Source organism: Saccharopolyspora sp. NFXS83 (genome assembly GCF_026241095.1).
Classification (GTDB): Bacteria; Actinomycetota; Actinomycetes; order Mycobacteriales; family Pseudonocardiaceae; genus Saccharopolyspora_C.
Genome location: NZ_JAPFGB010000008.1, coordinates 253495 through 276166, shown reverse-complemented (window position 1 = coordinate 276166; position 22672 = coordinate 253495). Strand labels below are relative to the sequence as shown.

The 22672-nt window shown below is 70.7% G+C and carries 20 protein-coding genes; 12 read left to right on the top strand and 8 right to left on the bottom strand.

Annotation, left to right across the window (positions count from 1 at the left end; all coding sequences use genetic code 11):
- Nucleotides 1-13: 13 nt before the first annotated feature.
- The gene (locus OOZ19_RS12180; RefSeq protein ID WP_266090183.1) at nucleotides 14-457 is read right to left on the bottom strand and encodes a DUF308 domain-containing protein; all 444 of its coding nucleotides are present in this window, start codon (nucleotides 455-457) and stop codon (nucleotides 14-16) included.
- Nucleotides 454-1221 carry an alpha/beta hydrolase gene (locus OOZ19_RS12175; RefSeq protein WP_266090182.1) on the bottom strand — a complete coding sequence of 256 codons (768 nt, stop codon included), beginning with the start codon at nucleotides 1219-1221 and terminating at the stop codon, nucleotides 454-456. Before OOZ19_RS12175 ends, OOZ19_RS12180 begins: the two co-directional genes overlap by 4 nt.
- Nucleotides 1222-1397: 176 nt before the next feature.
- Between OOZ19_RS12175 and OOZ19_RS12170 the strand changes: the two genes are divergently transcribed.
- The 9 genes from OOZ19_RS12170 (at nucleotide 1398) to OOZ19_RS12130 (ending at nucleotide 11167) form a co-directional block, all read left to right on the top strand.
- Complete coding sequence (locus tag OOZ19_RS12170) at nucleotides 1398-2165, top strand: lysophospholipid acyltransferase family protein (RefSeq protein ID WP_266090181.1); 768 nt, start codon at nucleotides 1398-1400, stop codon at nucleotides 2163-2165.
- Nucleotides 2166-2245: 80 nt separating this feature from the next.
- Nucleotides 2246-2746, top strand: coding sequence for a polyadenylate-specific 3'-exoribonuclease AS (locus OOZ19_RS12165; protein WP_266090180.1), 501 nt, complete (start codon nucleotides 2246-2248; stop codon nucleotides 2744-2746).
- 181 nt (nucleotides 2747-2927) lie between these two features.
- Nucleotides 2928-3965, top strand: coding sequence for a 6-phosphofructokinase (locus tag OOZ19_RS12160; protein WP_266090179.1), 1038 nt, complete (start codon nucleotides 2928-2930; stop codon nucleotides 3963-3965).
- A gap of 200 nt (nucleotides 3966-4165) precedes the next feature.
- Nucleotides 4166-5551, top strand: a complete 1386-nt coding sequence (locus OOZ19_RS12155; RefSeq protein WP_266090178.1) for a class II 3-deoxy-7-phosphoheptulonate synthase — start codon at nucleotides 4166-4168, stop codon at nucleotides 5549-5551.
- A 406-nt stretch (nucleotides 5552-5957) separates the two neighbouring features.
- Nucleotides 5958-6719, top strand: coding sequence for a DeoR/GlpR family DNA-binding transcription regulator (locus tag OOZ19_RS12150; protein WP_266090177.1), 762 nt, complete (start codon nucleotides 5958-5960; stop codon nucleotides 6717-6719).
- A 22-nt stretch (nucleotides 6720-6741) separates the two neighbouring features.
- A complete protein-coding gene (locus OOZ19_RS12145; protein WP_507028806.1) occupies nucleotides 6742-8097 on the top strand; it encodes an ABC transporter substrate-binding protein in 1356 nt (451 codons plus the stop codon).
- Nucleotides 8094-9017: a carbohydrate ABC transporter permease gene (locus OOZ19_RS12140; RefSeq protein WP_416309423.1), complete on the top strand. Its 924-nt coding sequence runs from the start codon at nucleotides 8094-8096 to the stop codon at nucleotides 9015-9017. The genes OOZ19_RS12145 and OOZ19_RS12140 overlap by 4 nt, the downstream gene beginning before the upstream one ends.
- The gene (locus tag OOZ19_RS12135) at nucleotides 9014-9829 is read left to right on the top strand and encodes a carbohydrate ABC transporter permease (RefSeq protein WP_266090175.1); all 816 of its coding nucleotides are present in this window, start codon (nucleotides 9014-9016) and stop codon (nucleotides 9827-9829) included. The genes OOZ19_RS12140 and OOZ19_RS12135 overlap by 4 nt, the downstream gene beginning before the upstream one ends.
- A gap of 342 nt (nucleotides 9830-10171) precedes the next feature.
- On the top strand, nucleotides 10172-11167 hold the full coding sequence (locus OOZ19_RS12130) for a zinc-dependent alcohol dehydrogenase family protein (RefSeq protein WP_266090174.1): 996 nt from the start codon (nucleotides 10172-10174) through the stop codon (nucleotides 11165-11167).
- Nucleotides 11168-11242: 75 nt separating this feature from the next.
- Here OOZ19_RS12130 and mptB read toward each other — a convergent pair whose 3' ends face one another.
- Together mptB and pknB are read right to left on the bottom strand one after the other, a co-directional pair.
- Nucleotides 11243-12856, bottom strand: coding sequence for a polyprenol phosphomannose-dependent alpha 1,6 mannosyltransferase MptB (gene mptB / locus OOZ19_RS12125; RefSeq protein WP_266090173.1), 1614 nt, complete (start codon nucleotides 12854-12856; stop codon nucleotides 11243-11245).
- Nucleotides 12857-12962: 106 nt separating this feature from the next.
- Nucleotides 12963-14975, bottom strand: a complete 2013-nt coding sequence (gene pknB / locus OOZ19_RS12120) for a Stk1 family PASTA domain-containing Ser/Thr kinase (RefSeq protein WP_266090172.1) — start codon at nucleotides 14973-14975, stop codon at nucleotides 12963-12965.
- 193 nt (nucleotides 14976-15168) lie between these two features.
- Between pknB and OOZ19_RS12115 the strand changes: the two genes are divergently transcribed.
- The gene (locus OOZ19_RS12115; protein ID WP_266090171.1) at nucleotides 15169-15534 is read left to right on the top strand and encodes an Rv2175c family DNA-binding protein; all 366 of its coding nucleotides are present in this window, start codon (nucleotides 15169-15171) and stop codon (nucleotides 15532-15534) included.
- 483 nt (nucleotides 15535-16017) lie between these two features.
- On the top strand, nucleotides 16018-16497 hold the full coding sequence (locus tag OOZ19_RS12110; protein ID WP_266090170.1) for a VanZ family protein: 480 nt from the start codon (nucleotides 16018-16020) through the stop codon (nucleotides 16495-16497).
- A 235-nt stretch (nucleotides 16498-16732) separates the two neighbouring features.
- On the opposite strand, the gene crtI is transcribed toward OOZ19_RS12110, so the two are convergent.
- The 3 genes from crtI to OOZ19_RS12095 all read right to left on the bottom strand — a co-directional run bounded on the left by crtI (nucleotide 16733) and on the right by OOZ19_RS12095 (nucleotide 20120).
- On the bottom strand, nucleotides 16733-18193 hold the full coding sequence (crtI, locus tag OOZ19_RS12105; RefSeq protein WP_266090169.1) for a phytoene desaturase family protein: 1461 nt from the start codon (nucleotides 18191-18193) through the stop codon (nucleotides 16733-16735).
- On the bottom strand, nucleotides 18193-19269 hold the full coding sequence (locus tag OOZ19_RS12100; RefSeq protein ID WP_266090217.1) for a polyprenyl synthetase family protein: 1077 nt from the start codon (nucleotides 19267-19269) through the stop codon (nucleotides 18193-18195). The genes crtI and OOZ19_RS12100 overlap by 1 nt, the downstream gene beginning before the upstream one ends.
- 170 nt (nucleotides 19270-19439) lie before the next feature.
- A complete protein-coding gene (locus OOZ19_RS12095; RefSeq protein WP_266090168.1) occupies nucleotides 19440-20120 on the bottom strand; it encodes a DUF3153 domain-containing protein in 681 nt (226 codons plus the stop codon).
- A gap of 114 nt (nucleotides 20121-20234) precedes the next feature.
- On the opposite strand from OOZ19_RS12095, the gene OOZ19_RS12090 reads away from it, so the two are divergent.
- Nucleotides 20235-21914 (top strand): DUF885 domain-containing protein, encoded by a 1680-nt coding sequence (locus OOZ19_RS12090; protein WP_266090167.1) that lies wholly within the window; start codon nucleotides 20235-20237, stop codon nucleotides 21912-21914.
- A gap of 49 nt (nucleotides 21915-21963) precedes the next feature.
- On the opposite strand, the gene OOZ19_RS12085 is transcribed toward OOZ19_RS12090, so the two are convergent.
- On the bottom strand, nucleotides 21964-22533 hold the full coding sequence (locus tag OOZ19_RS12085) for a GNAT family N-acetyltransferase (RefSeq protein ID WP_266090166.1): 570 nt from the start codon (nucleotides 22531-22533) through the stop codon (nucleotides 21964-21966).
- Nucleotides 22534-22672: the final 139 nt, after the last annotated feature.

The following is a 22672-nucleotide window of genomic DNA, read 5'->3' as shown; positions in this document are numbered from 1 at the left end:
CCCCGAGCCGGGCTCAGAGCTGGGCGCCGTCGTCGTCCGGGGGTGTCTTGCGCATGCGGAACAGGAGCCAGCCGATGCCGGAGCTCACCGCGACCAGACCGATCGGCAGCGCGGCCGTGGCGCCCAAGCCCACCAGGCCCGGCACCAGCAGCAAGGTCATCCCGATCACGACCAAGGTGATCCCACCGATGGTCGTCACCGTCGGCCGCGGCATCGGCGGCGGTTCCGGCGGTTCGTAGTGGCCCTCGTCGGGGGCGTCCGCGGGCGGAGTCCAATCCCGCGGCGCGGACTCGGCGACCTCCGGTTCGGGGGCCGGCTGCGGGGTGTCGGAGCTGGTGCGCGTCGACTCCTCGGGCCAGCGCGCCATCGGCTCGTCCCGTTCCAGGCCGGCGACGATCTCGGCGAAGGCGGCGTCGATGTCCTCGGGGCCATCGGCGTTCTCGTGACGCGTGCTCATGCTGGTTCCTCGACGCGCTCGCGGTGGATCCTGTGGACGAACTCGACGCTACCGGCGAACACCGACGGCGCGTCGTGGTCGAGGGTCGCCACGTGGAAGCTGTCCCGCAGCACGACTTCGGTGACGTCGCCGCTTCGGATGCCGTCCAGCACGATCCGGGAGTTCACGGGTTCGACGACGTGATCGGTCGCCGAGCGCATCAGCAGCACCGGCTGCCGCACCCGGCCCAGGTCCCCGCGCACCAGCCGCCACAACCGCTGCAGGCTCGCCGCGGCGCGCAGCGGGGTCCGGTCGTAGCCGACCTCGACGGCCCCGGGCTTGGCGATGTCGCCGGCCACGCCGGCGATCGAGGGCACCACGCGGGACAGCGCGGGCAGCAGGAACGCGTCGCGTCGCAGCGTCGTCACCGACGGGTTCACCAGCACGATCCCGGACAGCTCGGGGTGGTTCTGGGCGAGCCGCAGCGTCAGCGTGCCGCCCATGGACAGCCCGAACGCGAACACCGAGCGGCACCGCCCGCTCAGCTCCGCGAGTTCCCGGTCGACCGCGGCGTACCAGTCGGCCCAGCCGGTGCGGTTGAGGTCCCGCCAGTCCGTGCCGTGGCCGGGGAGCCGAGGGCAGCGCACCGTGATCCCGTCGGCGGCCAGGTGCTCACCCCAGTCCCGCATGCTCTGCGGCGTTCCGGTGAACCCGTGGCACAGCAGCACACCGATGTCATCGGACCCGTCGTGCACGAACGGTTCGGCGCCGGGAAGAACGGGCACCGCAGCCTCCCTACCGCAATCAGTCCGCCGCTACTCGTTCATCGTCGCACGCGGGAGGCGTCCGCGGGGCGATCTCCAGCTGCCTGATCCATCTCAACCGGGGTCGCATTGTGCGCGGTGACCGGGCTCCGTAACCTTGAACGAGGCATTCCGGGTGTTCAGAAAGGCAGCGGCGCGTGCTGTACTGGGTGATGAAGCGCATTGTGCTCGGTCCGCTCATGAAGCTGTTCTGCCGTCCACGGGTGGAGGGCGTCGAGCACGTGCCGGAGTCCGGCGCGGCGATCCTGGTCAGCAACCACGTCGCGGTCGCCGACTCGTTCTTCATGCCGCTGATGATGCCGCGGAGGGTGACGTTCCTGGCCAAGCGCGAGTACTTCACCGGTACCGGGATCAAGGGCAAGCTGCAGAAGTACTTCTTCTCCGGCGTCGGCCAGGTCCCGATCGACCGCTCCAGCGGCGCCGCCGCGCAGGCCGCCCTGGACACCGGGGTGCGGCTGCTGCAGGAGGGCAAGCTGCTCGGCGTCTACCCGGAGGGCACCCGTTCCCCTGACGGCCGGTTGTACAAGGGCAAGACCGGGGTGGCGCGGATGGCGCTGGAAGCCGACGTGCAGGTGATCCCGATCGCGATGTTCGGCACCGACAAGGTCAACCCCATCGGCTCGAAGATGTGGTACCCGCACAAGGTCACCGTGAAGGTGGGCGAGCCGCTGGACTTCTCCCGCTACGAGGGGCTGGCCGGCGACCGGTTCGTGGAGCGCTCGATCACCGACGAGATCATGTACGCGCTGATGGAGCTGTCCGGCCAGGAGTACGTGGACGTCTACGCCTCGAAGGCCAAGGACGACCTGGCGGCCGAGGGCAAGCACGTCGCGGGCTGGACCGTCCAGGGCCGCTCGGAGACCCCCGGCGGTGCCGACCGGGTTCCCCGCTCCCAGGCCGGTTGAGCGGGCGCAGCACACCACGGGTCCGGCGGCGGTGACCGGGGCGGCCCCTGCCGGGTGAACGGCCTCTTTACGCTGGAACCGTGCGGTTCTTCTACGACTGTGAATTCATCGAGGACGGTCAGACCATCGACCTGGTGTCGATCGGGGTGGTGGACGAGACGGGGCGGGAGTTCTACGCCGTGTCCACCGAGTTCGACGAGTCCCGGGCCGGGCAGTGGGTGCGCAGGAACGTCCTGCCGCAGCTGCCGCCGCCCGCGGACCGGTCCTGGCGTTCCCGCAGCCGGATCCGGGACGACCTCTACGAGTTCCTGACCGCACGCGATCAGGACATCGAGCTGTGGGCCTGGCTGGCTTCCTACGACCACGTGGCGCTGGCGCAGCTGTGGGGCGCGATGCCCGCGCTGCCGCCGCGGATCCCGAAGTTCACCAGGGACCTGCGGCAGCGCTGGGAGGACGTCGGCAAGCCGCGGCTGCCGTCCGCGCCGGCCAACGCCCACGACGCTCTCGCCGACGCTCGCCACAACCTCACCCGGTGGAAGATCATCGAAGAGGTGCAGCGCAAGCGCGGCTTCCCCCTGTGACCCTGCGCCGGCCGCCGGGCCGCGTCGCATGAGCTCGCGCTGACCAGGGGTTTCGATCACCCGAGTGGGTGCGGTGCCCGGTCTGTCGCCCGGACGGAGTACTTGCTGCACCGATACAGGCCGTGACAGGCTCGCCACGAGATCCAGATCACTGTGGAGCGGATCAAGGGAGGCGGCGACGATGCCGGCTGGAACGCGTATCGGTGTGTTGACCGGTGGCGGCGACTGTCCCGGGTTGAACGCGGTGTTGCGCGCGGTGACGCGCAAGGGCATCGCGGTGCACGGGCACGAGATCGTGGGATTTCGCAGCGGTTGGCAAGGGCCGCTGGAGGGCAGCACCATGCCGCTCGGGCTGGACGCGGTGGAGGACATCCTCGCCCGCGGCGGCACGATCCTCGGCTCGTCGCGCACCAACCCGTACAAGGAGACCGACGGGGTCGAGCGGATCAAGCGGACCCTCGCCGAGCACGAGGTGGACGCGCTGATCGCGATCGGCGGCGAGGACACCCTCGGCGTCGCCGAGCGGCTCACCCAGGACGGCGTTCCGGTGGTGGGCGTGCCGAAGACGATCGACAACGACCTCGACGCCACCGACTACACCTTCGGCTTCGACACCGCGGTGCACATCGCCACCGAGGCCATCGACCGGCTGCGCACCACCGCCGAGTCGCACCACCGCGCGCTGGTCGTGGAGGTGATGGGCCGCCACGCCGGGTGGATCGCGCTGCACGCCGGGCTGGCCGGGGGAGCGAACGTGATCCTCGGGCCGGAGAAGCGGTTCAGCGTCGACCAGGTCTGCGAATGGGTGCAGCAGCGCTTCGAGCGGCAGTACGCGCCGATCATCGTCGTCGCCGAGGGAGCCATCCCGCAGGACGGCGAGGAGGTCCTGCAGACCGGGGAGACCGACGCGTTCGGCCACGTCCGGCTCGGCGGCGTCGGAACCTGGCTGGCCGACGAGCTGTCCCGGCGCACCGGCAAGGAATCCCGCGCCGTGGTCCTGGGCCACACCCAGCGCGGCGGCACGCCCACCGCCTACGACCGGGTGCTCGCCACCCGGTTCGGGCTGCACGCCGTGGACGCGGTGAGCGAAGGCGCGTTCGGCAAGATGGTCGCGCTGCGCGGCACCGACATCGTGCGGGTCCCGCTGGCCGAGGCGACGGCGAAGCTCAAGACCGTCCCGCTGTCCCGCTACGCGGAAGCCGAAGTCCTGTTCGGCTGACGGCCGGACCAGGGCCGATGACGCCGCCCCGCCGGGAACTCGCCGGAGGGGCGGCGTTCGCGTTCAGGTGCGACCGCGCGATCCGGGCGAGCCGCCGGGGGCGGTTGAACAGGTGAATCGATTCGTCCTGCGGGTGATCGACGTGCGTTCCGTCTCTCCCGCGTGAAAATCACTGGCCAACACGGCCTATCCTGGCAAATGTGAATTGGACCGTCGATGTTCCGGTTGATGAGCTGCCGGAACTTCCTCCGCTGCCCCCTGAGATGCGCGCCCGCCTGGACGAGGCGCTGACGCTGCCCGCCGCACAGCAGCCCGAGTGGCCCGAGGAACAGGTTTCCAAGGTCCGCAAGGTGCTGGAGAGCGTGCCGCCGGTGACCGTCCCCTCCGAGGTCGACCGGCTGCGCGGCCAGCTCGCCGCCGTCGCTCGCGGTGAGGCGTTTCTGCTGCAAGGCGGAGACTGCGCGGAGACCTTCGCGGACAACACCGAGCCGCACATCCGCGGCAACATCCGCACCCTGCTGCAGATGGCGGTCGTGCTCACCTACGGCGCGAGCATGCCCGTGGTGAAGCTCGGCAGGCTCGCCGGGCAGTACGCCAAACCGCGTTCCAGCTCGACCGACGCGCTCGGCCTGCCCAGCTACCGCGGCGACATGGTCAACTCGCTGATCGCCACCGAGGAGGCCCGCAAGCACGACCCGTCGCGGCTGATCCGGGCCTACGCCAACGCGAGCGCCGCGATGAACCTGTCCCGCGCGATGACCAGCGGTGGCATGGCGGCGCTGACGAAGGTGCACGACTGGAACAAGGACTTCGTGCTCAACTCGCCCGCCGGGGAGCGCTACGAGTCGGTGGCCGCGGAGATCGACCGGGGCCTGCGGTTCATGGCGGCCTGCGGAGTGGACGACTCCAGCCTGCACGCGGTCGACCTGTACGCGAGCCACGAGGCCCTGGTCCTGGACTACGAGCGGGCCATGCTGCGGCTGGACAACTCGCAGGGCACGCCGCGGCTGTTCGACCTGTCCGGGCACTTCCTGTGGATCGGGGACCGCACCCGCCAGCTCGACCACGCGCACGTCGCGTTCGCCGAGCAGATCGCGAACCCGATCGGCCTGAAGATCGGGCCGACGACCACGCCGGAGATGGCCGTGGAGTACGTGGAGCGGCTCGACCCGAACCGCGAACCCGGCAGGCTCACGCTGATCAGCCGGATGGGCAACGGCAAGGTGCGCGACCTGCTGCCGCCCATCGTGGAGAAGGTCACCGCCGCCGGGCACCAGGTGGTGTGGCAGTGCGACCCGATGCACGGCAACACCCACGAGGCCAGCACCGGCTACAAGACCCGGCACTTCGACCGCGTCGTAGACGAGGTGCAGGGCTTCTTCGAGGTGCACCACCGGCTCGGGACCCACCCCGGTGGCATCCACATCGAGCTGACCGGTGAGGACGTCACGGAGTGCCTCGGTGGCGCTCAGGACATCTCCGACACCGACCTGGCGGGCCGCTACGAGACGGCCTGCGACCCGCGGCTGAACACGCAGCAGTCGCTGGAGCTCGCCTTCCTCGTCGCGGAGATGCTGCGCACCTGATGCGGATCGCGCGGCGCTGAGGCCGCACCGAACTCGACGGGCCGGGGTGACTGCACCCCGGCCCGTCGGCGTGCGCGGGGCGCATCGTTGCGCGAATGGGATGTTCGTCCGGCTCGGGGCGGGCGCGACGGCCGGGGCGAGGGAGCGTGGTGCCCGTTGCCGAGCCGCCTGCGCCGGATGGGCGTACCCATCGGTACGCGTCGATCGTTTCCGAGTCGGTTTGTTTCCGTGTGTGTTTCTGTGGTCACCCTCCGAATGCGGACCTGGGCTGTCGGCGCTGAACCTGGCCATATTGCTAGTCGCGCACCCTTGACGGTGACTGCAACCACAAGATAAACAAACGCGGTCAGATGAAAGCAGACCGATTCGGGCATCGGAATCGGGGTCGAGACCGGAGGCCGCCTGGGTGTACGCGCGTGAACGCCAGCAGCTCATCGTCGAGCGTGCGAGGCAGGAGGGCCGCGTCGACGTGACCGGGCTCGCGGGGGAACTCCAGGTGACCCCGGAGACGATCAGACGGGACCTGACCGTGCTCGAGGAGCACGGACTCCTGCACCGCGTGCACGGGGGTGCGATTCCGGTGGAGCGGTGGAGCTTCGATCCGCAGCTCTCCGCCCGGGAGAACGTGATGGTCGCCGAGAAGACCCGCATCGCGCGGGCCGCTCTCGGTGAACTGCCCGCCGAGGGAGCCGTCCTCATCGAGTCCGGCACCACGTGTGCCCGGTTCGCCGAACTGCTGCCTGCCGACCGTCCGCTGACCGTGATCACCGACAGCTTGAGCATCGCCGTCTCGTTGGCGGCCAGACCCAACCTGTCCGTGCTCACCCCCGGTGGACGGGTGCGCGTGACCACCAACGGCGGTGTCGGATCCTGGGCCGCGCAGCGATGGCGCGAGGTCTTCGCCGATGTCGCATTTCTGGGCACCGATGGGATTTCCCTGCATCGGGGCCTGACCACTCCGGATCAGAACTCAGCGGAGATCAAAACACTGATGTTGCGCGGGGCGCGACGACGGGTCCTGCTCGCGGACCACAGCAAGATCGGCCCGGTGTCGCTGCACCGGTACGGCGAACTCTCCGAGATCGACGTGCTGGTCACCGACACCGGGCTGGACCAGGGCATCGCCGAGGACATCGAGGCGATCGGCCCGCAGGTGGTGCGAGCGTGAGCAACGGCAGAAAGGGATGCCGATGAATTTCGGCAGGAAATGGTGGTCGCTGGTCGCCATGATGGCGGCAGTGCTGCTCACCGCGAGTTGCGCGGGAGCGGGGGCGATCGGCTCCGGCGATGGGCGCCGGGTGCTGCGGGTGGCGGTGGTGTCCAACCCGCAGATGGAGGACATGCAGGAACTCGTAGGGGAGTTCGAGGAGCAACATCCGGACGTGCGGGTGCGGTTCATCTCGCTGCCGGAGAACCAGGCGCGGGACAAGATCACCCAGTCGGTGGCCACGGGTAGCGGCCAGTTCGACGTGGTGATGGTCAGCAACTACGAGACCCCGATATGGGCGGCCAACGGGTGGCTGCACGACCTGGACCCGCGGATGACCGCGACTCCGGGTTACGACAAGGACGACTTCATCCCGTCCATCCGGGAGTCGCTGTCCTACCAGGGACGCATGCACGCCGCCCCGTTCTACGGCGAGACGGCGCTGTTGAACTACCGCAAGGACCTGTTCCAGCAGGCCGGGTTGACCATGCCGGAGAACCCCACCTGGCAGCAGGTCGCCGACCTGGCGGCGAAGCTCGACGACGACGCCAGCGGCCGGGCGGGCATCTGCCTGCGCGGGCTCCCGGGTTGGGGCGAGGTGATGGCCCCGCTCAACACCATGATCAACTCTTTCGGTGGCCGTTGGTTCGACCCGCAGTGGAACGCGCAGCTGAACTCGCCGGAGGTGCGCGAGGCGGCGAACTTCTACGTCGACCTGGTGCGCGATCACGGTGAGCCGGGCGCGTCCAGCAGCGGCTTCAGCGAATGCCTCACCGAGTTCGGCCAGGGCAACGCGGCGATGATGTTCGATTCGACGTCGTCGGCGGGCACCTTGGAGGACCCGAAGGAGAGCAACGTCTCCGGCAAGGTCGGCTACGCGAACGCGCCGACCGGCCCCGGTGGCAAGCCGGCGAGCTGGCTCTACACCTGGGCGCTCGCGGTCCCGAAGACCACCGAGATGCCCGACGAGGCTTGGGACTTCATCGCCTGGTCCACGTCGAAGAACTACCTGCGGACCGTCGGTGAACGCCTCGGCTGGCAGAACCTGCCGCCCGGCAGCCGCCAGTCCACCTACGAGATGCCGGAGTACAAGAAGGCCGCCGCGGCCTTCGGCCAGCAGACCCTGCACGGCATCAGCCGTGTGGACCAGACCGAGCCGAGTTCCCAGCCCACGCCCTACGAGGGGTTGCAGTTCGTGCGCATCCCCGAGTTCGTCGACCTCGGCACCCGGGTGAGCCAGCAGATGTCCGCTGCCATCTCCGGGGCCAAGACCGTGGACGAAGCGTTGGAGCAGGCGCAGCAGTACGCCGAGACAGTGGGGGAGAACTACCGGCCATGACCACTGCTGAGATGACCGCGGCGAAGGGCGCCACCCTCAGCCGCAAGGAGAAGTGGTCCCGCCGGGGGCCGTTGCTGCCCGCGTTGATCTTCACGATCATCATCACGCAGGCTCCGTTCCTCGCGACGATCTTCTACTCGTTGCACTCGTGGAACCTGCTCAACCCCGGTTCGTGGGGCTTCACCGGGCTGTCCAACTACGCCGACGTGTTCACCGACAGCGAGTTCTACACCGCTGCCCTGAACACGGTGATCGTCACCGTCGGCTGCGTGCTGGTGGCGCTGGTGTTCGGCCTCGGGCTGGCACTGCTGCTGGACCGGCCGTTCTTCGGGCGCGGCGTGGTGCGCACCATGCTCATCACCCCGTTCCTGATCATGCCGGTCGCTTCCGCGCTGCTGTGGAAGACCAGCATGCTCGACCCGACCTACGGCTTGGTGGACGCCGTGCTCGGCCCGATCGGGCTCGGCGGAATCGACTGGGTCGGCGAGTACCCGATGGCCTCGGTGCTGGCCGCGCTGGTCTGGCGCTGGACGCCGTTCATGATGCTGATCATCCTGGCCGGGTTGCAGAGCCAGCCGCGGGACATCCTGGAAGCCGCCAAGATGGACGGCGCGAGCAACTGGCAGACGTTCCGCTTCATGACGCTGCCGTTCCTGCGCCGCTACATCCAGCTCGCGGGGCTGCTGGGCTCGATCTACGTCGTGAACACGTTCGACGAGATCTTCATGATGACCCAGGGCGGTCCGGGGATCGCCACCACGAACCTGCCGTTCTACCTGTACCAGCGGGTCTTCCAGGGCTTCGACGTCGGCCAGGCGGCTGCGCTCGGCGTCGTGGTCGTGATCCTGACCATCATCGTGGCCACCTTCGCGTTGCGCGCGATCTTCACCGCCATTTCCGGCAAGGAGGTTTCGGAATGAAGCGCCGCGCGGGAGGGACCGCACTGACGATCATCGCCTGGGCGCTCGGGATCATGTTCGTGTTCCCGGTGTTCTGGATGGTGCTCACCTCGTTCAAGCAGGAAGCCGACGCCTACACCGACACACCCACGTTCGTGTTCGCGCCGACCCTGGACCAGTACAAGCTGGTCTTCGGCAGCGGGCTCGGGCCGTACCTGGCCAACTCGCTGATCGCCACCGTGGTGTCCTGCCTGCTGGTGGTGGCGCTGGCCGTTCCGGCGGCCTACGCGCTGTCGATCCGGCCGGTCAAGGGCACCAAGGACGCGTTGTTCTTCTTCATCTCCACGAAGATGCTGCCGGTCGTCGCGGCGATCGTGCCGATCTTCGTGGCGGCCCAGCAGATCAACCTGCTGGACAACGTGTGGGCGCTGGTGCTGCTCTACACCGGCATGAACCTGCCCATCGCCGTGTGGATGATGCGCTCGTTCTTCCAGGAAGTACCCGCGGAGGTGCTGGAAGCGGCGAAGATCGACGGTGCCGGGCTGCGCACGGAGCTCACCAAGGTGCTGCTGCCGATGGTGGCTCCCGGCATCGCCGCGACCGCGCTGATCTGCGCGATCTTCGCCTGGAACGAGTTCTTCTTCGCGGTGAACCTGACGGCGATCAACGGGCCGACGGTGCCGGTGTTCCTGGTCGGGTTCATCACCAGCGAGGGCTTGTACTGGGCCCGGTTGTCGGCGGCGGCGACGCTGGCGGTGCTGCCGGTGGTCATCGTCGGCTGGATCGCGCAGCGCCAGCTGGTGCGCGGCCTGTCCATGGGCGCCCTGAAGTGATCGGCCCGGGTCCGGTTCGACCGGACCCGAGCTGAACGACGCGACCGCCGGTTCCGGCGACACCGATCGACGTGGCGGTGTCGCCGCCGGTGGTCGCGACCGTGGCGGGCTGGTTGGACGCAGTGCCACCGGCCCGCCACGACCACCGGTTCCCCGGGGCGTTCCGGGCGATCCGGTCGAGGTGACCGGCTTGGCCGTCGAGAAGGCGGCGAAGCCGTTCACCTCACTACGCCGGTAGGCGAGGCCGCGGTGGAACACCCACCGGGCCCCGGTGGCGGCTTGCAATGAGCGGGTGGCGCGACGCGTCCGCTTGGGGAGAGGCGAGAGGAAAGGATGGCCGGCATGCGTGCGGTCGTCGTCGAAGGTCCCGGTCAGATCACGGTCACCACGGTGCCCGACCCGACTCCGGGGCCCAACGATGTTGTGGTTGCGGTGGACGCCTGCGGGCTCTGCGGCACCGACCTCCACCTGGTGGACGGGGAGATCCCGGTGGTGAACTACCCGATCACCCCGGGCCACGAGCTCGCCGGGCGAGTGGTCGCGGTGGGCGGCGAGGTCACCCGCCTCGCCGAGGGCGATCTCGTGGCGGTCGACCCGTCGCTGCCCTGCGGTGAGTGCCGGTACTGCCGCAAGGGCAAGGGCAACCTGTGCGAGCCGTGGCAGGCGATCGGCATCAGCTCGCCCGGTGGTGCGGCCGAGTACGTGCAGGTGCAGGCCAAGAAGTGCTACCCGCTGCCCGCCGGTACGCCGGCGACCGCGGCGGCGCTGATCGAGCCGCTGTCCTGCGCGGTGCACGGGCTGGACAAGGTGCCGCACGACCTCACCGATGACGTGCTGATCTACGGCGCGGGCACGATGGGGCTGCTGCTGGCCCAGCTGCTCAAGCGGGCCGGGGTCAACACGCTGTCGGTGGTGGACCGCAGGCAGGACCGGCTCGACGTGGCCGGCTCGATGGGCGTGAGCGCGGTGGCCACCGACGCTGCGGCGCTGGACAGCGACGGCTGGGACCTCGTCGTGGACGCGACCGGAGTGGTCGCCGCCATCGAGGACGGCCTGGGACGGGTCCGCAAGGCGGGCACGTTCCTGCAGTTCGGCGTCGCGGACGCGAAGGCGAGCGCGAACTTCTCCCCGTTCAAGGTCTACAACGAGGAGATCACCATCGTCGGCTCGATGGCGGTGCACAACAGCTTCGACCGGGCGCGGGACCTGCTGGTCTCCGGTGCCGTCGACTCGGACGCGCTGATCACCAACACGGCGGGCCTGAACGACTACGCGTCCGCGTTGGAGGAGTTCCGCACCGGCGCGGGCCTCAAGACCCAGGTCCTGCCCTCGGCATGACCTTCCGCCACCGCCCGGCCCACCCCCGTCCGGCCGGGCGGCGGCGGACCCTCCGCCGCAGGTGAGTTCGCGGGGTCAGCCCCTGGCCGAGTCCTGGGCCACCGGGCCGATCCCGTCGAACTCGGCGGGGCCGTCCGCGCCGCGGCGGAGGCGGTTCAGGCCCAGCGGGTCGAACCGCACCAGCGACAACCCGGCGAGCACCGCGGCGCCGATGCCTACGGCCACGAACGGCCAGTTGTACATCGCCTGCTCCCCGTCCGGGTAGTAGGCGAGCACCAGCGCCACCGAGGACCCCACCACGTAGGACAGCGCCCGCGGTGTCCACCGCAGCGCGCAGCCCAGCGCCAAGCCCCACGTCAGGTACCAGGGCAGCACCACGGGGGAGAGCAGCGCCGCGGCCAGCAGGGCGATGGCGGCGCGGCGCACGGCGGTCGTCCCGCCCTCCTGGGCCCGCCACCACTGCCAGATCAGCACCCCGGCCAAGGCCAGCGAACCGAACGTGCGGCCCACGTCGACGAACGGCCCGCGATCCACCTCGACGAACAGCGACACCAGGCTGTGCACGGCCTGGCCCACGCCGGTCGGGGCGGACAGGTAGTTCACGATCATGCCGGGCGCCGACAGCGCGGGCAGCCAGCCGAAGCCGACCTTGGCCAGCGCCATGGTCGCGGCGAACACCGGGACGAAGATCGCCACCGAGGCGGCGCCCGCGCGCAGCAGGCGTTCCCAGCGGCCACCCGGCATCCGGGCCGCCCAGATCCACACCAGGAACGGCAACGCCACTCCGGCGGTCGCCTTGATGGTCATCGCCAGCGTCACCAGCGCGATGCCGCCCGCGTGCTTGCCGCGCAGCATCAGCAGGGTGCCGAGCGCCAGCAGGCCGATCATGAGCATGTCGTTGTGCGGCCCGCCGACGAGGTGCACGACCGTCATGGGGCTGGCCGCGACGAGCCACAGCGCCACCGGCAACCGGCCCCCGAGTTCCCGCACCAGGCCGGGCAATGCGAAGATCAACATGACCAGTCCGCAGAGCAGCACCAGGCGCATCACGATGACACTGGAGATCATGCCGTCGCCGGCGATCAGGATGACGCCCTTGGCGATGCCCATGAACAACGGGCCGTACGGCGCCGGAGTGGTCTGCCACGTCGGGTGCACGTTGTCCGGGATGGGGCCGGTCAGCGTCGAGGGACCGACCGAGTAGGGATCGATCCCGTGCAACGCGAGCAGTCCCTGGCCCAGGTAGCTGTAGACGTCCCTGGTGAACAGCGGTGGAGTGATCAGCATCGGCAGGATCCACGCGGCGGTGGCCGCGAGCACTCCGCGCGCGTCCACGAGCTTCGCGAGCACGCCGCGGCCCAGCCGCACCCACGCCCACACCAGCACGCCGAAACCGGTGTAGAGCACGGCCAGCGCGAGGTCCCGGCCGTGGCCGTAGCGCATCGCCGACAGCGGACCGGACCCGAGGATCGGATCGTGCACCAGGACTCCGGCGCCCCCGAACGAGCCTGCCAGCAGCAGTAGCGAACCGATCGTCCCCAGCGCGATGGTCCGCAGTGGTAATCGGCTGCGCGGGGTGCTCTGATCGCGTCCTGGGGAACCAGGTTTCAGGGTGGCTGCGTCGGCACCGCGTCGGGCCCGGTGGGCCTCGGCCGGGGCGCCCAGTCGGCTGGCTGGACTCGGGGGCATCGTGCGCACCATGTTTCCACACGGCGATCAGCCACCGGTCGAGACCACACCCGGTTGACCACTTCGTGATCAACCGGGTGTCGGTTAATGTGTGATCAACTTTCGGTCACAGTGCCGTGACGCCCACCGTCGAGCCCGGTTCGACCTTGCTGCCCGGCAGCGGCAGCTGACCGATGATCAAGGCGTCCGGCCGCTGGAAGAACGAGTGCACCTCGAGCCCCAAGCCCAGCGCCGCGAGCTCCTGCTGGGCCTCCTGCGTGCCCTTGCCGTTGAGGTCCGGCACCGTGACGGCGTTCGACAGCACCACGCCCACCCGGGGCTTCCCGGACAACTTCACCACCGTGTTCGCCGCCGGATCGGTGGTGATCACGTGATCGGCCTCGACGTTCGAGTCGAACTGCCGCCCCGACTCGTACGGCTCGAACCCGGCCGCGCTGAGCGCGGCGAACGCCTCGTCCTTGCTCGCCCCCGTCACGTCCGGCACCGGCACCGGCGGCGGCCCCTTGCTCACGATCAGCCGCACCGGCGAGCTGATCGCCAGCTCGGTGCCCGGCCCCGGATCGACGCTGATCACCGCGCCCTCGGGGATGGAGGAGTCGTACTGGTCGGCGGAGGTGTCGCGCTCGGGTTGCAGCGACGCGGCGCGCAACGCCTGCTGCGCCTCGTCGACGCTGGTACCCGCCGCGATGTCGGGGACCTTCGGCCTGCCCGAGGACACCACGAGCTCCACCGACTGCCCGCTGAGGATCCGCGAGCCCTGCTTCGGCGAGGAGCTGATGACGGTGCCCGCGGGCACGTCGTCGTCGAGCTGCCGGGTGATCTCCGGGGTGAGGTCGGCGCCGCGCAGCACCTGCGACGCCACTTCCTCGGTCTCCCCGGCCACTCGCGGCACCTGGATGTAGCGACCGCTGCCCATCCACCACGCGGTCCCGCCGAGCAGACCCGCGATCACCAGGATCGCCAGCGTCCACAGCGCGAACCGGCGGCCACCGCGCCTGCGTTCCTGCTCGTGCAGTTCGGCGGGCGATGGGCGGACCGCCGCGATCTCGTGCGTGGTCTCCTCGTCGGCCACCGGGCGCGGCATCGCGCGGGTGCCCTGCGGGCCGCCGTGGTCGTAGGGGGCGGTCGCTTCCGGCACGGAGGCCTCGGTGATGGGAGCGATCCGCTCGGTCGGCGGCCCGCCCGCGTCCGTGGAGACCATCTCCGTGCGCTGCTCCGAGACGGGCACCGGCACCGGCACCGGGCGCAAGCCCAGCTCGCTGCTGATGCGCTCCAGCTCGTGCAGGAAGGCCGCGGCGTCGGCCGGGCGGCCCGCCGGGTCGCGCCGCGTCGCGCGCAGCACCAGGTCGTCGATCGCGGGCGGCAGCTCCGGGGTGACCTCGCTCGGCGGCGGGATGTCGGAGTTCACGTGCTGGTAGGCCACCGACAGCGCGGTGTCCCCGCCGAACGGCGGGCGGCCCGTCAGCAGCTCGTAGAGCACGACCCCGGCGGAGTAGACGTCGGTGCGCGCGTCGGCGTCACCGGTGGTCACCTGCTCCGGGGACAGGTAGGCAACGGTGCCGAGGATGACGTTGCCGGTGGTGCTGCCCGCCGACGCGGTCGCGCGCACCAGTCCGAAGTCGGCGACCTGCACCGAGCCGTCCAGCCCCACCAGCACGTTCTCCGGTTTGATGTCCCGGTGCACCATGCCCGCGTGGTGCGCGGCGGCCAGCGCGGACAGCATCGGGCGCAGCACGCTCACCGCCATCGGCAGCGACAGCACGCCCTGGTCCAGCAGCACTTCCCGCAGCGTGCAGCCCTCCACGAGCTGCATCACCAGGTACACGTGGTCCCCGTCGATCTCCCGGTCCACGCCCTGGTCGTACACGGCGACCACCGCGGGGTGGTGCAGCCGGGCGGCGGAGCGGGCCTCCAGCTCGAAGCGCTCCACGAACGACGGGTTCGCCGAGTAGTGCGAATCCATCACCTTCAGCGCGACCGGCCGGTCCAGCCGGGTGTCCAGTCCGCGGTAGACGACGGACATCCCGCCGCGCGCGATCACCGAATCCACCCGGTAGCGGCGCTCCAGCATGGCCCCGACGAGCTCCGTACCGCGTCCGGGTCGTGTTTCAGGGGTCATGGTGTGTGTCCGCCAACCGCAGGGATGTCCGCTTGCCTGCGACGATTGTTCCAGGAGTCACCGACCGTACCTCCGCCCGGTGCGCACCGGGGCGTCGTTCGGTGGCGGAGCGCGTTCGGCGGGTGCCGGGCGGTGCCGATGATGACCCTTCCGGGGCACGCTCCCGCCGCGGGGTTATGGCATCGTGTCCCGGGTGAGTGCTATCCCCGCTGCCCCGGATGTGCTTGCTCCTGATGTGGAGATGACACCACTGCCCGACGTCGCCGAACGTCTGGGACTGGTGGTCACCCGGGTGCACCAAATGATCCGTGACGGACACCTGCTCGCCATGCGCCGGGACGGCATCCTCGTCGTGCCCGCCGCGTTCCTCGGCGAGACCGCGGTCGTGAAGGGGCTGGGTGGCACGATCACCCTGCTCCGGGACAACGGCTACAACGAGGACGAGATCCTGACCTGGTTGTTCACCGCCGACGACACGCTGCCGGGCACGCCGATCGACGCGCTGCGCGGAGACCGCGGACGTGAGGTGAAGCGGAGGGCGCAGGCAATGGGCTTCTAGACCGCGGTCGCGCGGAGGCCGCTTCCGCACACCGCGTCCGGGCTTCGGCTGACCCGGAGAGATGAATAACAGCCGACATCCGTTCCACCCCGGTGCCGGGTCGCTTCGAAGCGACCCGGCACCGTTGTTCTCCCAGGGCAGCGCGCGAACGGCGGGCCGAGGGCCGGAACGGGATCGCGGCGCGCCATCCGGCGATGCGGGTGTTCGTTCACCGAATGGGCCCCGTGATTGAAACGTGATGACACGTTCAGATGTTCTCATGGTGGGCGAACTCGGATCCGCATCGTCGCGCCCGCTCCTGCGTTACGCGTGGCGATGGGGCGCGGCCGGAAAAGGAAGGACTGTGAATCGGTGCGCCCATTCGCCACGGTCTGGAGTGCCTTGGTCCCGGCGGCGACCTCGTACCTGCTGTTGACGGTTGCCGCCGCAGTGTTCGCCGTGATAGTGCGCAGTCGCAGGTTCACCGTTGTTCCCGCGTTGTTCGTGTCCGTAGTCGATGCCGTTCTGCTCTATTCGTTGTTCCTGGTGGGATATCTGGTCGCCGCGCCGCAGCCGGCGATGTCCGGTGGCGCGGTGCGCCTGATGCCCGGCGCCGACCTCGGCGTGGCGTTGCAGGCGGCGCCCGGTGATCTGCTGCCGTGGTTGCAGCTGGTCGGCAACCTGCTGCTGCTGGCGCCGTTCGGGGCCTTGGTGCCGGTGCGGGCGTCCTGGTTCGGCAGCTGGACCCGGATTTCGCTGGGTGCGCTGGCGGTGACCTGCGGTATCGAGTTCTTGCAGCACACCGTGCTCACCGGCCGGGTGGTCTCGGCCGACGACGTGCTGCTCAACGCCACCGGTGCGGTGCTCGGCGCGTTGGTGACCAGGCCGTGGTGGGGCCGGTTGCCGCAGGCGCTCACCGCGGCCCGGCCGAGCGCTCGGCCGCGGCACGCGCTGCGTCCGCAGTACGCCCGCTCGGGGATCTGACCGGTCGGCGGCGGCCGTTGCGCGCGAAGTCAAGGCGAGGACCGGACGGTCCTCGCCTTGAACGTCGAGCGCGCCGCTTTCCTCGCCGGACTTCCCGAATGTTCCCGATGGCGCACCTCTCGTGATCGCGCGATCGCGGGCGGTTCATTCGAATCGGCGTCGCGGCGGAACGAGGAACAAGCCAGGTCGATTCCGGGGAATTCCATGTTCCAGATGTGTTATTCGCGCGGAAGAATCATCCGGTGATGCGCCGGGCCGCGAGCTTCCCGGAGATCAGCACTGGTGGAACTCCCACTCCCGGAGTGGTGCCGGAACCCGCCAGCACCACGTTCTCCGGGCTGCGCAGCAGGTTGCGCGGCCGGAACGGGCCGGTTTGGGCGAAGGTGTGCGCGGCGGAGAACGGCGTGCCCGCGGCGTGCCCCTGCGCGGCCCACTCGACGGGCGTGACCGTGCGCTGCACGTCCACCGATGCGGCGAACCCGTCGAAGCCGCGGGCCTCCAGCGTCGCGAACAGCTCGTCCCGGTAGGCCGGGCCGATCCGCTCCCAGTCGAAGTCCGCGGTGCGCAGGTTCGGGCACGGGGCCAGCACGTAGTGCAGCTCCCTGCCGTCCGGCGCCAGCGCCGGATCGCTCGCCGTCGGGCGGGTGACCAGCAGCGACGGGTCGCTCATCAACCGGCCGCGCCGGATGATCTCGGTGAAGGTGCCCTCCCAGGCCGCGCCGAACGAGATCGTGTGGTGCGCGGTGCCCGGCCAGCTGCGGGTGGTGCCCGCGTGCACCACGACCGCCGACGGCGACCAGCGCAACCGGCGCGCCCGGCCGCCGAGCAGCCGGTGCACCACCGGCAGGTCCGGCGTGAGCACCACCGCGTCCGCCTCGATCCGATCGCCGCCCGCGCGCACGGCCACGACCCGCCCGCCGCGCTGCTCCAGCCCGCCGACCTCGGCGCCGTAGCGGAACCGCACCCCGGCGCTTGCCGCGGCGTCGGCCATCGCGGTGGGCAGCGCGTGCATGCCCCCGCGCGGGAACCACACGCCGCCGACGGTGTCCATGTACGAGATCACCGCGTACAGCGCCAGCGCCCGCCGCGGATCCAGCCCCGCGTAGAGGGCCTGGAAGGAGAACACCCGGCGCAGCCGCTCATCCCGCAGGAACCGCCCGATCGCGGGGCCGAGCCGCCCGAAGCCGCCCAGCGCGGCCAGCCTGCCCAGCTCGGGCGTGACCAGGTTCAGCGGCGAGTCGAAGTTGGCGTCGATGAACCGGCCCATCTCGGCCCGGTGCACCTCGGTGAGCCAGCGCCGCAGCCGCCGGTACCCGGCGGCCTCCTCGGCGCCGGCGAACCGGCGGACCTCCTGCTCCATCGCGTCGGCGTCGGTGTGCACGTCCAGCGCCGAGCCGTCGGCGAAGCGCGCCCGGTAGGCCGGGTGCAGCGGGATCAGGTCGAGCCGGTCGGCGAGCGAGTCGCCGACCGCGGACAGCGCCTCGTCGACCAGTGCGGGCATGGTCAGCACGGTCGGTCCGGTGTCCACGCGGTAGCCGTCGAGTTCCAGCAGCCCGGCCCGCCCGCCCGGCAGCGCCTCGCGTTCGACGACGGTGACCTCGCGCCCGGCGCCGGCCAGGTGCAGCGCGCACGAGAGGCCGGCCAGGCCTGCGCCGACCACCACGACGTGCCCGGTGCGACCCGGAACCCGGCGCATCAGTGGGTCCGGTCGGTGACGGCCACCGCGAGCTCTCCGAGCCTGGTCGCCGCCGGTTCGGCGAAGCCGGCCGCTTCCAGCGTCCGGTGCGCGCCGCGGGTGAGCTCGGCGATGCGCTGCTCCACGGCGTGCTGCGCGCCGAGCCGCACCAGCTGCGCACGGGCCGATTCGATCCGGTCGGCGGAGACGTCCGGGTCGCCGAGCACCGCTCGCAGCTCCGCCACGGCGTGGTCGTCGCCCTGCGCGCGGGCGGCCCGGACCGCCTCCGCGATGAGCAGCGTGCGCTTGCCCTCCCGCAGGTCGTCCCCGGCGGGCTTGCCGGTGACCTCCGGGTCGCCGAACACGCCCAGCAGGTCGTCGCGCAATTGGAACGCCACTCCGAGGTCGTGGCCGAAGCTCTCCAGCGCGGCCAGCGTCGGCTGATCGGCGCCCGCGATCTCCGCGCCGAGCTGCAGCGGTCGAGCGATCGTGTAGGAGGCGGATTTGAGCTCCGCGACCCGCAGCGCGGCCTCCGGCGTCTCGTCCCCGCGGACCTGGCTGAACACGTCGAGGTACTGCCCGGCGAGCATCTCGGTGCGCATCGCCCGCCACGGCCGCAGCCCGCGGGTCAGCGCGGCCGGTTCGAGCCCGGAGGTGTGCAGCATGTCGTCAGCCCAGGCCAGGGCCAGGTCGCCGAGCAGCACCGCCGCGCTCATGCCGAACTGCGCGGCACCTCCGGCCCAGCGCTCCTCGTAGTGCGTCCGGGCGAACTTGCGGTGCACCGTCGGGTGGCCGCGGCGGGTGTCGGATTCGTCGATCAGGTCGTCGTGCACCAGCGCGCAGGCCTGGATGAGCTCCAGCGAGCTCGCGGCCCGCAGCATCGCCTCGGCGGCGAGGCCCGTCGCGTCGCCGCCCGCCGCGCGCCACCCCCACCACGCGAACGTGGGCCGGATGCGCTTGCCCCCGCCGAGCACGAACCTGCTCAGCTCGCGCACCGCCGCGGCGAACCCGCCGTCGAGTTCGGCGCACTCGGCCAGCCGGGATTCCAGGTGTTCGGTGAGGGTGCGCTGCACCTGACCGGGAAGGTCGGATTCCACGGGGTCCTCGATGGTGGTGTCCTCGTTCCGCGCTCCGCCGGTGCGGGCCGGATCCTCGGGGCGGTTCAGCTGCGGTGCGGATTCCTTGATGGGCACGGCTCCATCCTGCGGGACGCGTCCCGCCCGGCCGTGAACGGGGCCGGGCGGCCGTTGCGATCAGCCGGATCCGATCAGAGCACGCGCTCGTCGGGTTCGGCGCGTTCCCGCTCGTGCGAGCGCTGCGCGAGGAAGGCGACGGCGACCACGACGCACAACGTCAGCCCGGCCAGCAGCATCGTCCACACGAAGCCGACGCCCATCCCGGAGCCGGAGTACTGGAACGTGGCGGTCAGCTCGCTGACCTCGCCCGGTTCCGGCGCCCACGTGACCACGCCGGAGCTCTCCTTGCCGTTGGTGGTGGTCACTTCGCCCGGTGCGGTCAGCTCGATCTGGACGGACGAGTCGGTGTCGGCCAGCGGGGTCAGATCCAGCATCGTGGTGAACTCCACCAGCGAGCCCTGCCGCTCCAGGTGCACGTTGTACCGGGAATCGGACGGGCTGAGCGCGTTGCTGAGCCGTTCCAGCTCCTCGAAGTCCAGTTGGCGGAACGACAGCCGCGACCCGACCCGGCCTTGTTCGGAGTACGGCGCGACCTGCACCCGGTCGGCGAGGTCGTCCGGCGGGCGCAGGCGGAACGGCACCTGGCCGTCCGGGGTATCGGTGGTCAGCAGCAGCTCGCCGGACGCCGTGTCGTCGTCGGCGAGCGTCATCGACGCGTCGGCGTGCAGGCATCCGCTGAGCAGCACGCCGACCAGGGCCATCAGCAACATCAGGGTGGCCCGTGGGCCGCCGCGCATCGTTTCGCCTCGCACGCCGGTGATGCTCGCACCGGCCCCGGCTGATCGCCGAGCGCGCGGCGGGCGCGCGATCACCGGCGAACACTGAAGGTGGCGAAGCCCGTTCCGCAGCGCGATAACCTTCGCCACATGGCATCCGAGAGCAATGGCGTGCACCAGATCAGCGACCGTTTCGTGGACGAACTCGCCGTGCTGGACCCGATCGAGGCGACGGCCCTCGGCCTTCCGGGTGGTGATGAGCTGTTGACCGATTACTCGCCCGACGCGCATCGCGCTCGCGGTGAGCTGGCCCGCCGGTCGCTGGCGGAGATGGCGGCGGCCGAACCCATCGATGCCGCGGAGCGCGCCGCCAAGGCGGTGTTCCTGGAGCGCATCGGGCTGGACGTGGAGCTGCACGAGGCCGGTGCGGACATGGCCGCGCTGAACGTGATCGCCAGCCCGGTGCAGAACCTGCGGCAGATCTTCGACCTGATGCCCACCGAAGCGCCCGAGCAGTGGCGCACCATCGCGCGGCGGCTGGAGCGGATGCCGGAGGCCGTGTCGAACCTGCGCGCCGGGCTCACGGAGGCCGCGGCGCGCGGTGACGTGGCCGCGATCCGCCAGGTCACCAAGGTCGCCGAGCAGTGCGAGACCTGGGCGGGGGCCGGTGGCCGCAGCTCGTACTTCGCGAGCCTCGTCGGCCGCGCGGAGGTCGCGGATTCGCTGCGCGCGGAGCTGGACGCGGCGGCCACCGGAGCGGCGCGTTCCTACGCGGAGCTCGCGGAGTTCCTGCGCACCGAACTCGCGCCGAAGGCGCCGCAGGCCGACGCGGTGGGCGAGTCGCGGTACCGGTTGTGGTCTCGGTACTTCACCGGCGCCGCGCTGGACCTGCGGGAGGCCTACGAGTGGGGCTGGGAGGAGTTCGCCTCCATCGAAGCCGAGATGAAGCAGGTCGCCGATCGCATCCGCCCCGGCGCGACGCTCGCCGAGGCCGCCGCGCAGCTCGACGTCGACCCCCGGTACCGGGTGCACGGCCAGGACGGGCTGCAGCAGTGGATGCAGCGGCTGTCCGACCAGGCGTTGCAGGACCTGCGCGGGACGCACTTCGACATCCCGGACGAGCTGATGGCGTTGGAGTGCCGCATCGCCCCGCCCGGCGGCGGCGTCGGCGCCTACTACACGGGCCCGACGGACGGGTTCACCCGGCCGGGCCGGATGTGGTGGTCGGTGCCCGCGGACCGGGAGGAGTTCCCGACGTGGCGGGAGACCACGGTCGTCTACCACGAGGGCGTGCCGGGACATCACCTGCAGATCGCCACTGCCGTGCACCAGGCGGACCGGCTGAACAAGTTCCAGCGGCTGGCCTGCGTGGTCTCCGGTCACGCCGAGGGCTGGGCGCTCTACGCCGAGCGGCTGATGCGCGAGCTCGGCTACCTCGGCGACGACGGTGACCTGTTGGGGATGCTCAACGACCAGCTGTTCCGCGCCGCGCGGGTGATCGTCGACATCGGGATGCACCTGGAGCTGGAGATCCCCGCGGGCACCGGCTTCCACGAAGGGCAGCGGTGGACGCCGCAGCTGGGCGCGGAGTTCATGCTCACCCGGACCGTGGCCGAGCCGGCGCAGGTGCACGACGAGATCGACCGCTACCTGGGCTGGCCCGGGCAGGCGCCGTCCTACAAGATCGGCGAACGCCTCTGGCGGGCCGCCAGGGACGACGCGCGGGCCCGCTACGGCGCGGCTTTCGACTCGAAGGACTTCCACCGCCGAGCCCTCGAGCTCGGCTCGATGGGCCTCGACACCCTCCGGGAGCAGCTCGCCGAGCTGTGAGCGGTCTCCGGAAGCCCCCGGTCGGACGTCCGGCCGGGGGCTTCCGGGCTCAGGGCAGGGGAAGGCCGCGGCCCAGGACGGCGAACGGCCTGGGATCTCCGGTGAACTGGTAGTGGCGGAGCACGTCCCCGAAACCGACCCTGCGGTACAGCTTCCAGGCCCGGGTCGGGCCTTCGGGGGTGGACAGCAGGACGGTGTTGCCGGGGGCTCCGTCCAGTAGCCGGCGCAGGATGGTTTCGCCGAGGCCGCCGCCTTGGCTGTCGGGCCGGACGTGCAGTTCGGTGAGTTCGAAGTAGTCGCGCATCCACTGCTCGGCTTCGGCGCGCGGGGTGACGGTGAGCAGCCCGCGGAAGACCTGCTCGTGCCACCACTGGCCGGGCACGCCGAGGTAGCCGTAGCCGACGCCGACGAGCTCGTCGGCGTCGTTGAACGCGGCGACGCAGCGCCAGCCGGCTCGCATCATGTGCGCCGACCACATGGGAGCGCGTTGCTGCGCGGTGGACGGCGGGTAGCCCATCGCGTCCACGTAGACCTGGAGCGCTTCGGCCAAGCGTGCCCTGAGCTGGTCGGTGGTCAGCTCGACGATGCGGTCGATGTGCGGTGAGGGCGCGGCTGTCACGAGCCGAACACTAGAGGGTGTGGCAAGCGTCGGCGGCGTCCGGTCTTGATCAACCGGCGGTGGGTGGCGTGCCAGGGGCGGGAGCGTCGGCGCTGGTGGGCGCACCTGACTGTGACGTGACTCGAACAGGTGATCTAGT

Coding starts and splice junctions, on each gene's coding strand:
- OOZ19_RS12180 (WP_266090183.1), bottom strand. CDS start 457: ATGAGCACGCGTCACGAGAACGCCGATGGCCCCGAGGACATCGACGCC.
- OOZ19_RS12160 (WP_266090179.1), top strand. CDS start 2,928: ATGCCGGCTGGAACGCGTATCGGTGTGTTGACCGGTGGCGGCGACTGT.
- OOZ19_RS12145 (WP_507028806.1), top strand. CDS start 6,742: ATGAATTTCGGCAGGAAATGGTGGTCGCTGGTCGCCATGATGGCGGCA.
- OOZ19_RS12140 (WP_416309423.1), top strand. CDS start 8,094: ATGACCACTGCTGAGATGACCGCGGCGAAGGGCGCCACCCTCAGCCGC.
- OOZ19_RS12135 (WP_266090175.1), top strand. CDS start 9,014: ATGAAGCGCCGCGCGGGAGGGACCGCACTGACGATCATCGCCTGGGCG.
- OOZ19_RS12130 (WP_266090174.1), top strand. CDS start 10,172: ATGCGTGCGGTCGTCGTCGAAGGTCCCGGTCAGATCACGGTCACCACG.
- mptB (WP_266090173.1), bottom strand. CDS start 12,856: ATGCCCCCGAGTCCAGCCAGCCGACTGGGCGCCCCGGCCGAGGCCCAC.
- pknB (WP_266090172.1), bottom strand. CDS start 14,975: ATGACCCCTGAAACACGACCCGGACGCGGTACGGAGCTCGTCGGGGCC.
- crtI (WP_266090169.1), bottom strand. CDS start 18,193: ATGCGCCGGGTTCCGGGTCGCACCGGGCACGTCGTGGTGGTCGGCGCA.
- OOZ19_RS12090 (WP_266090167.1), top strand. CDS start 20,235: ATGGCATCCGAGAGCAATGGCGTGCACCAGATCAGCGACCGTTTCGTG.